This window comes from Arthrobacter sp. MW3 TE3886 (assembly GCF_041262145.1).
Classification (GTDB): Bacteria; Actinomycetota; Actinomycetes; order Actinomycetales; family Micrococcaceae; genus Arthrobacter.
Genome location: NZ_JBGCAN010000001.1, coordinates 4,473,085 through 4,486,468, shown reverse-complemented (window position 1 = coordinate 4,486,468; position 13,384 = coordinate 4,473,085). Strand labels below are relative to the sequence as shown.

11 protein-coding genes are annotated in these 13,384 nt (G+C 67.5%); 6 read left to right on the top strand and 5 right to left on the bottom strand.

Going from position 1 to position 13,384, the window contains the following annotated elements; translation table 11 throughout:
- Window position 1 precedes the first annotated feature (1 nt).
- Entirely contained in the window at window positions 2-835 is an 834-nt protein-coding gene (locus ABH915_RS20490; protein WP_370124779.1) for a hypothetical protein, read from the bottom strand.
- Between the two features lie 125 nt (window positions 836-960).
- Window positions 961-1,413, bottom strand: coding sequence for a hypothetical protein (locus tag ABH915_RS20485; protein WP_370124777.1), 453 nt, complete (start codon window positions 1,411-1,413; stop codon window positions 961-963).
- Between the two features lie 659 nt (window positions 1,414-2,072).
- Between ABH915_RS20485 and ABH915_RS20480 the strand changes: the two genes are divergently transcribed.
- Window positions 2,073-2,471 carry a hypothetical protein gene (locus tag ABH915_RS20480; RefSeq protein WP_370124776.1) on the top strand — a complete coding sequence of 133 codons (399 nt, stop codon included), beginning with the start codon at window positions 2,073-2,075 and terminating at the stop codon, window positions 2,469-2,471.
- Between the two features lie 91 nt (window positions 2,472-2,562).
- Entirely contained in the window at window positions 2,563-4,725 is a 2,163-nt protein-coding gene (locus tag ABH915_RS20475; RefSeq protein WP_370124774.1) for an elongation factor G-like protein EF-G2, read from the top strand.
- 21 nt (window positions 4,726-4,746) lie between these two features.
- On the opposite strand, the gene ABH915_RS20470 is transcribed toward ABH915_RS20475, so the two are convergent.
- The gene (locus tag ABH915_RS20470) at window positions 4,747-6,156 is read right to left on the bottom strand and encodes an aldehyde dehydrogenase family protein (protein WP_370124772.1); all 1,410 of its coding nucleotides are present in this window, start codon (window positions 6,154-6,156) and stop codon (window positions 4,747-4,749) included.
- A 326-nt stretch (window positions 6,157-6,482) separates the two neighbouring features.
- Here ABH915_RS20470 and ABH915_RS20465 point away from each other — a divergent pair, with 326 nt between their 5' ends.
- Together ABH915_RS20465 and ABH915_RS20460 are read left to right on the top strand one after the other, a co-directional pair.
- Entirely contained in the window at window positions 6,483-7,952 is a 1,470-nt protein-coding gene (locus ABH915_RS20465; protein ID WP_370124770.1) for an APC family permease, read from the top strand.
- 150 nt (window positions 7,953-8,102) lie between these two features.
- A complete protein-coding gene (locus tag ABH915_RS20460) occupies window positions 8,103-9,116 on the top strand; it encodes an isopenicillin N synthase family dioxygenase (protein WP_370124768.1) in 1,014 nt (337 codons plus the stop codon).
- A 12-nt stretch (window positions 9,117-9,128) separates the two neighbouring features.
- Here the strand turns inward: ABH915_RS20460 and ABH915_RS20455 are convergent, their stop codons facing one another.
- Together ABH915_RS20455 and ABH915_RS20450 are read right to left on the bottom strand one after the other, a co-directional pair.
- Entirely contained in the window at window positions 9,129-10,100 is a 972-nt protein-coding gene (locus tag ABH915_RS20455) for a helix-turn-helix domain-containing protein (RefSeq protein WP_370124766.1), read from the bottom strand.
- A gap of 132 nt (window positions 10,101-10,232) precedes the next feature.
- The gene (locus tag ABH915_RS20450) at window positions 10,233-10,823 is read right to left on the bottom strand and encodes a TetR/AcrR family transcriptional regulator (RefSeq protein WP_370124764.1); all 591 of its coding nucleotides are present in this window, start codon (window positions 10,821-10,823) and stop codon (window positions 10,233-10,235) included.
- 118 nt (window positions 10,824-10,941) lie between these two features.
- Here ABH915_RS20450 and ABH915_RS20445 point away from each other — a divergent pair, with 118 nt between their 5' ends.
- Window positions 10,942-12,903, top strand: a complete 1,962-nt coding sequence (locus tag ABH915_RS20445) for a primary-amine oxidase (protein WP_370124762.1) — start codon at window positions 10,942-10,944, stop codon at window positions 12,901-12,903.
- Between the two features lie 9 nt (window positions 12,904-12,912).
- Complete coding sequence (locus ABH915_RS20440) at window positions 12,913-13,365, top strand: hypothetical protein (RefSeq protein WP_370124760.1); 453 nt, start codon at window positions 12,913-12,915, stop codon at window positions 13,363-13,365.
- The last annotated feature ends 19 nt before the right edge of the window (window positions 13,366-13,384 follow it).

Genomic DNA, 13,384 nt, shown 5'->3' with positions numbered 1-13,384 from the left:
GTCAGTTTCCCTGCCCTGATCCCGAGTAGGCCAACTGGAGGACTGCGCCCTTGCAGCCGTCCTGCAGGCGAGGAGTGTCGAGCATGGCGATCCGGGGCCATTGGGCAGACGGGACACCGAGTTGTGAGAGCGAGCTGCTGCCGGACGGAACCGTCAACGGATAGCGCCCGCTGTACTGCACCACGGCATAGTCCTGCGCCGTGCAGGGCAGGTTGGCCGCGATCGCCTTCGCCGTGCGGACCACACCCGTGATCGAGACCGTCAGGTTGCCGACGTCGATGCCCTTGTCCGGGTTGGTGAATCCCAGATCCATGGACCGGCTCGTACCCGGCGCCAGCAAGCCGGACACATCGCCCGAGAGTCCGAACACGCGCAGGGGCGCCTTGACCCGCAACTGGGTCTTTACGGCGGCCGACTGGACCGCCCCGCTCTGGCCCGTCAGGGTCAGCTCGTAGTCTCCGGCGGCGGTGCTGGATGCCGTGGATATGTTCATGCTCAGCTGGGCGGTGCTCCCGGCCGTCAGCTTGACGGACGACGGCGAGAAGTTTGGCGCTGCCCCCGAGGGGAGGCCGGTAACAGCCAGCACGACCGTGCCGGCAAACCCGCCGGTGGAGCTGACGGTCGCGGAATAGCTCGTGGCCAGTCCCTGGTCCACATTCCTGCTGGACGGTGTGATCTGCACCAGGATTCCTGGCTTTTGCGGGGCCGACTGCTGCCCCGCCGCGTAGAGCGTGCCCGCGGGCAGGAAGATGGCCAACAGGCCAATGATGAGGACGCGGCCGGCGAGGCCCGCATTCTCCCTGGCGAGCCGGACGAACCGCAGTGGATGCTGCATTCCCTATCCTCCTTGGACCCGGCAGCCTTGCCCGGGTGGTGGGTGTCGACGGTTGCTGATGCGTTGTTGCGCGGTGGCCCGAAGGCCGCCCCGGGGGCCATGCGTCCGGCCCCCGGGGACGCCAGCTACACGCTGCCGACGGTGACCGTGACGACGGCCGACTTGCAGGCATCCTGGTTGGCGGTGCTGTTGAGGAACTCCAATGTTCCCGACCCCACCTGGGTGCCCGTGCTGTTCGCTGCCACGGGCGTGTTCGTTGTTGCGGCGCTGACCGTGAACCATTCCGGCAGGCATTCGGGCACGCTGGTGGTCACGTTTGCAGTGAGGGCGCCGACGACCGTGCCGGTGTTGGTGCTGTTGTCGGCCGTGTACGTCACAGGCACCGAGTTGCCCGGCGCCAGGCCGGCATCGAAGCTGGCGTGCAGGGTCACAGTGCCGCCACCGGCGGAGTTGGCAGCAGTGCCGCTGCCGTTGCCTGTGGTGGTCCAGTAGGCGTAGGCAGTGCCTCCGCCGACGGCCACGAGGGCGACCGAGGCTGCAACGGCGATGACCTTGCTCTTCTTGGTGAGCTTGCGCATTTGTGAGACTCCTTGTGTGGGTGGCACCCGGACAGGAGTCATCAGGCCGGAGCCGCATTCCCCCAATCCTGCGGTTGCCGCGCTGAATCGATGGCCCAATCGTTGCGGCGAACTGCGGACGGGACAACGCGTAGTTGTACTCGTCTTTTGGCTCCCGAACTACGTGCCTCCGAGGAAAGTACTCGCGTTCCGGCGCGGAGAGCCTCTGTAATCCGGCCGGAAAACACCCGCCCGGAAGCACTTCGGAGTAGTTATTGGGGCGAAACTACCTGCCTGCGGCTGGTGCCGGGCAGTTGGGCCCGGCCAGGAACAACGGAGCAAGTAGTCTGCTTTTTGTGCGAACAGCCAGCCGGCGGGCTGTCGGGCAAATCCGCGCGGGCAAGTAGCCACAGGAGCGAACTGAGTACACCGGAATGCAAACAGGTAACCGGCCATCCGATAGTCGGGTACCTGATTTGCGTGACTTCATGCCCGGGTCGCGCGTTGAATTGGAATGTCAGAAAAGGTTGGCGTGACAAGCTCACAGCTCCTACGGGAAGCCGGGCGCGGAGCCAGCGCAGGAGCAGCGTAGACGCCGGGGGGCATCGCATGCATGATTCAGCCGAGCTTGATCCGTCCACTGCCGATTCTTCGCGGCCGGCTACTCTGAGGTGCGCGCCGTGAGCCCGGGGCTCCAGGCCGCCGCCCTGTTTGCCGGTTCCCTGCCAGGGCACATCCTGATGTCCCTGGGACAGGCCCTCGTGGTCGTCTGCCTGTGCTTCGACTTCGTCCGCGCGGTCTCCGTGCCGCGGTCCCGCAGCCGGTACGTCGCCAACACCTGGTTCCGGACACTTGCGCTGCCTTCCATCCTGGTCATGGCGTTCAGCGTGCTCCTCGATGCCGCCTCCGGCTCTTGGCCCGAGGTCGCCGCCGGGATGTTCATCTTGGTCGCTGTGATCTTCCGGTGGCACCATGGCAGCGACGAAGACAGCTGGTGGAAGGGCAAAGGCAAGGCCCTGGGCCGATGGCTCCGGAACCGGGCATCCTCCGGGTCCCTGGTTGCTCCGGCCACGGCCTGAAAAAGCCCTTGCTGTCCGGGCGTCCCAGGGTGTCCAATCCTTAACACAAGGCCCTGCAGGGCACGAGTGGATGCGACGCCGGGAGGTTCTCATGCCGTCGAAAGGCGCCAAGACGCCGTCAAGGGGACCGGTCCGGGGTACATCTGACCTCCGGCGGGCGGACGCCAACGGCGTCGCGCCGCCGGAGCAGCCGGACAAGGTCCGCAATGTGGCGCTCGTAGGGCATTCCGGTTCCGGAAAAACGATGCTCACCGAGGCGCTGCTTGCCGCAACCGGAGCCATCACCCGCAAGGGCTCGATCGCCGAAGGCACCACGGTGAGCGACTCGGATCCTTCCGCCATCGCGCAGCAGCGCTCTGTGGCGCTGGCGGTCGTGCCGGTGATGGTGGGGGACATCAAGGTGAACCTGCTGGACACTCCGGGCTATACGGATTTCATCGGCGAGCTGCGGGCAGGGCTCCGTGCGGCGGATGCGGTGCTGTTTGTCGTCTCGGCCACCGACGACGTCGATGCAGCGACCACTGCACTCTGGAGCGAGTGCCAGCGGCTCGGGATGCCGCGGGCTGTGGTCATCAGCCGCCTGGACCATCCGCGCGCGGATTTTGACGCCGCCGTCGCCCGCTGCCGCCTGGCATTCGGCGACGCCATTGTTCCGCTGTACCTGCCGGTCCCCGCGGACGGTGCCGTCACCGGGCTGCTGGGACTGTTGACCGGGACGGTCTCCGACTACGGTACGGCGGAACCGGTGCCGGCCACCCGGGCCGCGACCGGCGTCGAGCTTGCCGCGGCGGAGTCCGCACGCGGCGCGCTGATCGAGGGGATCATTGCCGAGAGCGAAGACGAATCACTCATGGACCGCTACCTCGGAGGCGAGGAAATCGCCCCCGATGTCCTGATCGCCGATCTTGAGACGGCCGTGGCCCGCGGGTCCTTCCACCCGGTGCTGCCGGCGTCGGCGGAGTCCGGGCTCGGCCTGGCGGAGCTGCTCGAGGTCCTGGTGCGCGCGTTTCCGACGCCGGCGGAGCGCGGCGTCCCCGCAGCGACGGACCTCGACGGGGTGCCAGCCGGCGAGCTCGGCTGCGACCCCGACGGCCCGCTGCTCGGTGAAGTGGTCCGTACGACGATCGACCCGTTCCTTGGCCGCGTCTGCCTGGTGCGCGTCTTCTCCGGCGCGGTGCGGGAGGACGCCGCGATCCATGTGGGCGGCCGCGGAATGGCGGACCGCGGCCACGAGGACCACGACAGCGACGAGCGGGTCACCCATCTGTACTCGCCGCTGGGATCAGGACTGCGGCCGGTGCCGTTCTGCGTTGCGGGGGATATCTGCGCGCTGACCAAGCTGGGCAACGCCGAGACCGGCGACACGATTTCGGCCAAGGAGCTGCCCCTGCTGGTAGCCGCCTGGGACATGCCGGACCCGCTCATGCCGGTTGCCATCGAGGCCGCCACTCACGGCGACGAGGATGCCCTGGCCAGGAACCTGGGGAAGGTCACGGCCGGGGACCCGACGCTGCGGGTGGAACGCAACTCCGAAACCCACCAGCTCATCCTGTGGTGCATGGGCGAGGCGCACGCCGACGTCGTCCTGGGCAGGCTGCGGGACCAGGGCGTGAACCTGCAGAGCGTCCCGGTGATCACGCCGCTGCGGGAGACGTTTGCCGCGCCGGCCGCCGGGCACGGGCGCTATGTCAAACAATCCGGCGGCCACGGCCAGTACGCGGTGTGCGACATCGAGGTGGAACCGCTCGACCGCGGCGCCGGGTTCGAGTTTGTCGACAAGACCGTGGGCGGGGTGATTCCCGGGCCGTTTATCACCTCGGTGGAAAAGGGCGTGCGGGCGCAGATGCAGAAGGGCGTCTCGGCCGGGTTCCCGGTGGTGGATATCAAGGTGACGCTGATCGGCGGCAAGACGCACAGCGTGGATTCCTCCGATGCGGCCTTCCAGGCTGCCGGCGCGCTGGCCCTCCGGGAGGCGGCCGGGGCAACCCGCATCCAGTTCCTGGAACCGGTGTCGTCCGTGACCATCTCCGTTTCGGAGGACCACGTGGGTGCCGTGATGAGCGACTTGTCCTCCCGGCGGGCACGCCTGACCGGGACCACCTCCGCCGGCGCCGACGGCACCGAGATCAGCGCCGAGGTTCCGGACCAGGAACTGTTGAGGTACGCGGTGGAGTTGCGGGCCCTGACCGCCGGCAGCGGCCGGTTCCGGCGCAGCTACCTGCGGCACGAACCCGTGCCGCAGGCGCTGCACTGATGGTCCCTGCCGGGATCAGCGTCAGCCGTTGATGACCTGCGGGACGCCGAGGGCCTTGAGGCCTTCGACGCCGAATTCGAGTCCGTAGCCGGACTGCTTCGCGCCGCCGAACGGGATGCGGGGGTCTACGGCCCCGTGCTTGTTGATCCAGACGGTGCCGGCCTCGAGCCGGGCCGCCACCTTGCGGGCTTCGGCGGGGTCGGAGGACCAGACCGAGGCGCCGAGTCCGACGTCGAGGGCGTTGGCCATGGCGACTGCCTCGTCCACGCTGCGGTACCGGATGATCGGCAGGGCGGGGCCGAACTGCTCCTCGGCGACGAGGGGGTTGCTGTTGGCGATGTCCGCGACGAGGGTGGTGGGGTAGAAGTTCCCGGGCTGGTCGCTCTCCGGGTTGCCGCCGAGGAGGATTCTGGCCCCGGATTCGCGGGCGGCGTCGACCAGTGCCGCGACAATGTCGAACTGCTGGCGGTTCTGCAGCGGGCCGAGCACGTTGGCCTCGTCCAGGCCGTTGCCCATGGGCATGGCGGCGGCGACATTGGTGAGTTCCTCGCAAACGGCGTCGTAGATGGCGTCGTGGACGTAGAGCCGTTTGAGTGCCGCGCACGTCTGGCCGGTATTGATGAAGGCGCCCCAGAACAGGCCCTCGGCGATCGCCCTCGGGTCGGCGTCGGGCAGGACGATGCCGGCGTCGTTGCCGCCGAGTTCCAGGGTGAGGCGTTTGACGGTGTCGGCGGAGGATCTGATGATGGCCTTGCCGGTGGCGGTGGAGCCGGTGAACATGATCTTGCCGATCGCGGGGTGTCCGGCCAGGGCCTCGCCGACGTCGCGGCCGCCGGCGACCGCCGTGAGGAGGCCCTCGGGGAGTTCCTGGTTGAGGATTTCGACGAGGGCCAGGACGGACAGCGGGGTGTATTCGGAGGGCTTGATGACGACGGCGTTGCCCATGCGCAGGGCGGGGGCGAGCTGCCAGACGGTGATCATCATGGGCCAGTTCCAGGGGCCGATCGCGCCGACGACGCCGATGGGCCGGTAGTGCAGTTCGGCGCGGGTTTCGCCGTCATCCACCACGGTTTCGGGGTCCAGCGGCGTGCCCGCGGCGACGCGGAGCCAGGCGGCGCAGGCGCCGACCTCAAAGCGGGCGTTCGGGCCGTTCAGCGGTTTGCCCTGCTCGCGGGAGAGCAGGCGGGCGAGTTCCTCGGCGGAGCGTTCGACGGCGTCGGCGGCCTTGAGCAGCGCGGCGGACCGGGCGTCGTGGCCCAGCGCGGCCCACGCCGGCTGCGCGGCGGCTGCGGCGGCGATGGCGGCTTCGAGGTCCTGGACCGTGTGGACCGGTGCTTCGCCCACCGGCTGGCCGGTGGCCGGGTCAAAAATCGTGCGGGTTTCACCGGACGCCGGCGTGATCGCGGCGAGAAGGGCGTCGTAGGTTTCCATGGGGGTACTCCACATCGAGTAGGTCAGAGATCGCGGCCGGTGCGGCCTAAGAGTGCTGCTTCAAGCGTGCTCCGGCGAGGGTCCGAGGGGCTTGTCTATCCGCGAAGAGCTGTTGTGCGGGAGCGAACGGTACGCCGGAAGCATTCCCAAGGCTGCGGACCGGCGGACGTCCTCCCCGCCATGCAGGCGGCGCACGTGCTGACTACGCTCAGGAACAACAACCGGTCGCTAATCGACAAAAGCGTGACGAGCGCCACCTGCCATGCTGGATTTCACGGTGCAACGCACCCCCATTTCCCAGACTCATGACCGTTAAGAAGGATCCGATGAGTATTTCAAATTCCGATTCCCGGACCGCAGAATCCAGCCCCCGCACGGAGCACTCCACCGCGCTGCGTGCCGGCAGCGTCGGCGTCATGGGCATTCTCTTCTTTGTTTTGTCAGCCCAGGCGCCGTTGACTGGAATCGTCGGGGCATCACCGCTGGCGGCGGCCCTCGGCAACGGTCCCGGTGCGCCCGGCGCGTATCTGGTGGTGGGCATCGTGATCGTGATCTTTGCCGTCGGGTTCGTCGCGATGAGCCGTAAGATCCAGGCCAACGGCGCCTTTTACGCCTATGTCACCGCCGCCTTCGGACGGAGGGTCGGCGCCGGAGCGGCGTGGCTCGCGCTCCTCGCGTACAGCACGGTCCAGGCCGCGATGTATGGGCTGTACGGCGCGGCGTTCTCGGGGCTCCTCGGATCCGCCGGGATCGTGGTCCCCTGGTGGCTTCTGGCCGTCATCACCATGGCGGGCGTGCAGGTGCTGGGCTCCCTCAACATCGAACTCGGGGCCCGGGTCCTGGCGGTGCTCGTGGGCCTGGAGGTCGCCATCCTGCTCATGTTCGGGTTCGCCGTGCTGTTGCGGGGCGGCGGACCGGAGGGGATCAGCCTGGCGGCGTCCTTCTCTCCCGCGGCGATCGGCGCGGGCGCCCCGGGCGTTGCCATCATGTTCGCCGTCGCCTCCATGTTTGGCTTCGAATCAACGGCCATCTACTCGGCCGAGGCCAAGGACGCCCACCGCACGGTCGCCCGGGCCACGTACCTTTCGGTAGGCGTCATCGCGGTCTTCTTCTCCTTCATATCTTGGATGCTGGTCAGCTACTACGGACCCTCGCACGTCATCGACGCCGCGGGCGCGGCCCTCGAATCGGGCGATTCCACCTCCTTCGTGCTGACCCCGATGGTGGAACTGTTCGGGCCGTGGGCCGGAACAGTCACCGGCATGCTGCTCGTGACCTCCCTGCTGGCCGGCATCATCGCCTTCCACAACGGCATCAACCGCTACCTCCATTCGCTGGCCCTGCGCGGGTCGATGCCCCGCATAGTGGCCCGGACCAACCGGCACAAGGCGCCCGCCGTCGCCGCGCGAATCCAGACCGTGGTCGCCTTCCTGCTCGTGGCGCCGTTCGCGGTGCTGTCCCTGGATCCTGTCCTGACCCTCTTTTCCTGGTTCAGCGGGCTGGCCGTGGCGGCGCTCCTGGTGCTCTACATGCTCTGCTCGCTGGCCGTCGTCGCGTACTTCCGGCGGGAAAAGGTGCCCGGCCAGCTCTGGCAGACCGCGGTGGCACCGGTGCTCGCCACCCTGCTGCTCGGCTGGGTCCTGTCACTCGTCATCAGCAACTTCACCGCACTGATAGGCGGCAGTGCCGAAACGGCCGTGGGCCTGCTGCTGACCGTACCCATTGTGTTTGCCGCCGGTGTGCTGGTGGAAATTGCCGTGGAACGCAGGGCCGCGCGCGCAGGGGCCACCTCCTGACGGTCGGGCGACGGGCGCCTGCCTGAGGGTGCTGCCCTGCTCCGGATGTCTTATTTCGACACGTTTATCTTCATCGGGGCAGTTCGGTCCGTAACATTGGAGCCAATAGAGGCTTCGGCTTGCCAAATTCGCTGTAAAGGACTAAGTGCATTGTCACTCGAATCATTGCCCGTCCTGGACTTCTCTCGATTGACTGCAGGGCCGGAGGAGGCCTCCCGGTTTCGGGACGAACTGCGTAACGCCATGCATGAAGTCGGGTTCCTTTATCTGGCGGGCCATGGCATCCCGCAGGAGCTCATTGACGCCATGCTCGATGTCTCACGCCGCTTCTTCGAATTGCCCGACGAGCAGAAACTCGCCGTCGAGAACGTTCACAGCCCGCAGTTCCGCGGCTACACCCGCGTCGGCGGCGAACTCACGGACGGCGCGGTCGACTGGCGCGAGCAGATCGACATTGGCGTCGAGCGTGACGCTGTGGAGCCGGGTGCCGGCGTCGCTGACTACTGGCGCCTGGAGGGGGCCAATCTGTGGCCGGATGCACTGCCCGAAATGCGGGCGATTGTCTCTGAGTGGACCGAGCGGCTGAGCGCCATTTCCCTCGCTCTCCTGCGGGCGCTTGCCGTGTCCCTCGGGGCGCCAGAGGACACCTTCGACGCGGCGTTTGCCGCACGGGCTTTCCCACTGCTCAAGATTGTGCGTTATCCAGGGGAGTCCAATCCGGAGCCGAAGCAGGGTGTCGGGTCCCACCGCGACGGCGGCGTCCTGACGCTCCTCCTGGTCGAACCCGGAAAGGGCGGACTCCAGGTCGAGTACCAGGGAAGGTGGATCGACGCACCCCAGGTGCCCGGAACATTCGTGGTCAACATCGGCGAGATGCTCGAGCTGGCCACGAACGGCTACCTCAAGGCGACTCTGCACCGCGTGATCTCGCCCCTTCGCGGCACTGACAGGATCTCGCTTCCCTTCTTCTACAACCCGGCGCTGGACGCGACGATGCCCCAGCTCGCGGTGAGCCAGGAGTTTCAGTCGAAGGCCCGCGGTCTGTCGGTTGACCCGACCAACAGCCCGATCCTGGAGACCTACGGGGACAACGCCCTTCGCTACCGGCTCCGGGCCCACCCGAACGTCGCCGCAGCCCACCACGCGGATCTCATCACGAACTGACGTCGGCCACGCTCAGGCGCCGCGCCGCCAGTCGCTGGGGGATTCGCCGAAGGCATCACGGAAGGTGCGGCTGAAATGGGCCGCATCCAGGAAGCCCCAGCGCGCGGCAACGGTTCCCACCGGCATGCCGCCCAGGAGCGGATCCCGCAGTTCGCGGCGCGCCCCCTCCAGCCGCTGGGTCCGGATCCAGCTCGCCACGGTGGTTCCGGATTCATGGAAGACGTTGTGCAGGTGCCGTGTGGAAATGAAATGGGCCGCCGCGATGGACGCCGGTGAGAGCAGCGGATCGGCCAGATGGGCGTCGATATACTCGCGGACGGAGGCCGCCAGCAGGGCCTGCGGCCTCATGCGGTCGGGGGACATGTCCAGTTCCGAATGCAGCATCGTGGAGACGAGATCGAGGGCATTGGTGGCGAGGCGGGACCCGCTGGGGCCGCTCAGCGCATCCAGGTTCTCCGCGAGGTGGGCGATGAACGGCCCGACAATCGCGGCGAGGCCGCCGTCGGAGGCCATCCGCACGGCCGAAAGCTGCGCGATGCAGTCCGGCGGGAGGGACAGCGCGTCCCATGGAAACATCATCACCATGAGCCGGGCGTCGCCCTCGAAGGCAAGCGTGTAAGGGCGGCTGGTGTCATAGATGGAGAGATCACCCGGATGCAGGACTGCCTCGCGGTTGTCCTGGATGAGGAGCCCGGTGCCCTGGAGCTGGAGATTGAGCTTGAAATAACGCTGGTTGGACTGTGCAATCAGCGCCGGCGTGCGGTGGACTTCATGGCTCGTTGAGGAAACCTCGACGAGTGCCACACGGTCCAGCCTGCGGGCCCGCATGCGGCCGCGGAAGTTGTCCGCATCGGCGCTCGAGGCGGCCAGGGGAACGAAGGACTCCGCGACGAGGTGCCGCCAGTGGTCGAAGGATTCTGCCGTGCTGGTGAGGACATCCTGTCCGGCGGGACTGGGCGATGGGCGGGCTGCAACTGCGGTCATAGAAGATCCTGACGCCGTCGTAATTCTGGGAATGTGTCATGGGACACAGTCCTCTCAGGGTAGCGCCGCAGCCCGCCGATGTCATCTTTTTTCGACGCTCGGCGAATAAAGATTGCCTGAGGCCCAGCGGGCCTAGCAGGCCAGCAGGGTCAGGAACCCCTCCAGTTGCTCGTTCAGCCCGAGTTCCACCTGGCCCTCCGGGGCGAGTGCCGCCGCGATCTGCGCGCCAAGGAGAAGATTGAGCAGTTGCCCGGCCAGGGCGGCGTCGTCGACGGCGGTGGTGACGGCGCCGGCCCGCCGCGCCTCGGCAAGGTACTGCCGCATCGCCGCGAGCCACTGCTCCATCGAATCCCGGTGGATCCGGGCCTTGCCGGGGTCGTTGATGGCTTTCTGCCAGAACGGGATGACAATCCGGGCCTCGTTGATCCGCTCCTCATCCAGCGGCAGCACCTCGACGCAAAATGACCGCAGGGCCGCGAGGCCGGACTGCCCGGCGGTGACTTCCGCGATGCGCTCGTTGGTGCGGTTGAAGACGTGCCCGAACGCGAACGTCAGCAGGTCATCCTTGGTGGGGAAGTAGGGCTTGAGGGCGCCGTTCGCAAAGCCTGCCTCGAGGGCGATTTCCCGCATGGTGGCACTTTCAATCCCGAGCCGGGCGATGATCCGCCACGTGGCGTCGACGAGTTCAAGCCGCCGCTGGTCGTGGTCGACAATCTTTGGCACCGGGCAGCTCCCCAAATATTTTGCGTCGGACTCTTGTGGCACAGCTTACATTTCCGTATTCTCTACAACTATAGAAAATAAAGTTCTGACCCGCCAGGGTCCCCGAACGAAGGCCGTCATGATGACCGCACACACTGAGACCCGCACCTCGTTGAGTCCGTACAGCCCGTACAGTCTGGCCGCGGACGCCGAAATCACCGCCGTCCAGGGCATCCTGCGCGCGGCCGGCCTGCTGGGCGAGACCAGGCGCATCGCGTACCTGGGCCTGGTGGACCCTGCCAGGAACGCGCCGGCGGGAATCGAGGAGCGCCGGTTCCGGGTCTTCGTGCACGACGTCTCCGGGGGGAAACCGGCCGACGTGACCGTCTCCGTGTCCAGCGGCACGGTGATTTCCGTCGTCGAACTGGACACGGCGGTGACCGGCGAGCTTCCTGTCCTGGAAGAAGAGTTCGAGGTCGTCGAGGAGCTCCTGGCCACGGACGAGCGGTGGCTTAAGGCGCTGGCCAACCGTGACCTGGACGTGAGCAAGGTCCGCGTTGCCCCGCTGTCTGCCGGGGTGTTCGAGTACCCGGAGGAAAAGGGCCGCCGGATCCTCCGCGGCCTGGCCTTCGTGCAGAATTTCCCCGAGGACAGCGCCTGGGCGCACCCCGTGGACGGCCTTGTGGCGTACGTCGACGTCGTCAGCAAGGAAGTCACGCAGGTGCTGGACACCGGCGTCGTCCCGATTCCCGCGGAGCACGGCAACTACACCGACCCGGAGCTCACCGGCCCGCTGCGGACCACGCAGAAGCCCATCACCATCACCCAGCCCGAGGGACCCAGCTTCACGGTCACCGGCGGCAACCACGTCGAATGGGAAAAGTGGAGCGTCGACGTCGGCTTCGACGTCCGCGAGGGAGTGGTGCTGCACAACCTTGCCTTCCAGGACGGCGACCGCTTGCGTCCCATCATCAACCGGGCATCCATCGCCGAAATGGTGGTCCCGTACGGGGACCCGTCGCCGATCCGGTCGTGGCAGAACTACTTCGACACCGGCGAATACCTCGTGGGCCAGTACGCCAACTCCCTGGAACTGGGCTGCGACTGCCTCGGCGAGATCACCTACCTCAGCCCCGTCATCAGCGATGCCTTCGGCAACCCCCGGGAGATCCGCAACGGCATCTGCATGCACGAGGAAGACTGGGGCATCCTGGCCAAGCACAGCGACCTCTGGACGGGCATCAACTACACCCGCCGCAACCGCCGCCTGGTGATTTCCTTCTTCACCACGATCGGCAACTACGACTACGGCTTCTACTGGTACCTCTACCTCGACGGCACCATCGAGTTCGAGGCCAAGGCCACCGGCGTCGTCTTCACCTCCGCATACCCGGAGGGCGGCTCGGCCAACATTTCCCAGCTCGCCCCGGGCCTGGGCGCTCCGTTCCATCAGCACCTGTTCAGCGCCCGCCTGGACATGGCGATCGACGGCCTCACCAACCGGGTGGAGGAGGAGGACGTGGTCCGCCAGGGAATGGGCGAGGGCAACGAACGCGGCAACGCCTTCTCCCGGAAGCGGACTGTCCTGGCGCGCGAGTCGGAAGCCGTCCGGGAAGCCGACGCGCGCAGCGGCCGGACCTGGATCATTTCCAATCCGGAATCACGCAACCGCCTGGGCGAACCCGTGGGCTACAAGCTGCATGCCCAGGGCCAGCCCACCCTGTTGGCAGACCCGGAGTCCTCCATCGCCCGGCGCGCGGCCTTTGCCACGAAGGACCTGTGGGTCACCCGGTTCGCGGAGGAGGAGCGGTACCCCACCGGGGACTTCGTCAACCAGCACGCCGGGGGAGCAGGCCTGCTGGCCTACATTGCCCAGGACCGCGACATCGACGGCCAGGACATCGTGGTGTGGCACACCTTCGGGCTGACGCACTTCCCCCGGATAGAGGACTGGCCCATCATGCCGGTGGACACGGTCGGCTTCAAGCTCCGTCCCGAGGGCTTCTTCGACCGCAGCCCCGTGCTGGATGTGCCGGCCAACGCTCAACAGTCCTCTGGTTGCCATGGCGATGGCGACCCCGGCGCACACTGCCACAGCTAGGCCGACGCCGTGAGTGCCGCCGCCAGCTTGGGCCGCCGGGCCGGCATCACCGGCATCGTCTTCCATTCCCGGACCTGTGCCGCCGTGACGGCGGCGTCGTGCCTCGCGCATCTGTGGCTGGTCGCCGGGAACCAGCACGGGACGTGGCTGAACCTGCTCATGCTCGCCATGGTGGCGGTATGCCTGCCGTGCGCCGTGCACATCCTGCGCCACGGCCGCATCAGCGCCATTCGCCAGGTGATGGCCGCGGCACTGGCGATGACCGGCGTGCACGCGGTCCTGCTTCTCGGTGCCGGGGCCGGCGGCGCGGGCCACAGCCACCATGGAACCGCTGCCGCCGCTTCGGCCGGCGCGTCGCCGTCGGGCTCCTTGGCGCTGCTGGCGGTCATGGCGCTGGAAATGACGACGGCGCTGCTCGCCGCGACGCTCCTGGCCCGGCTCCGCGCGCAGCCCCGCGGCTGACGCATCAGTCCGGCCGGGA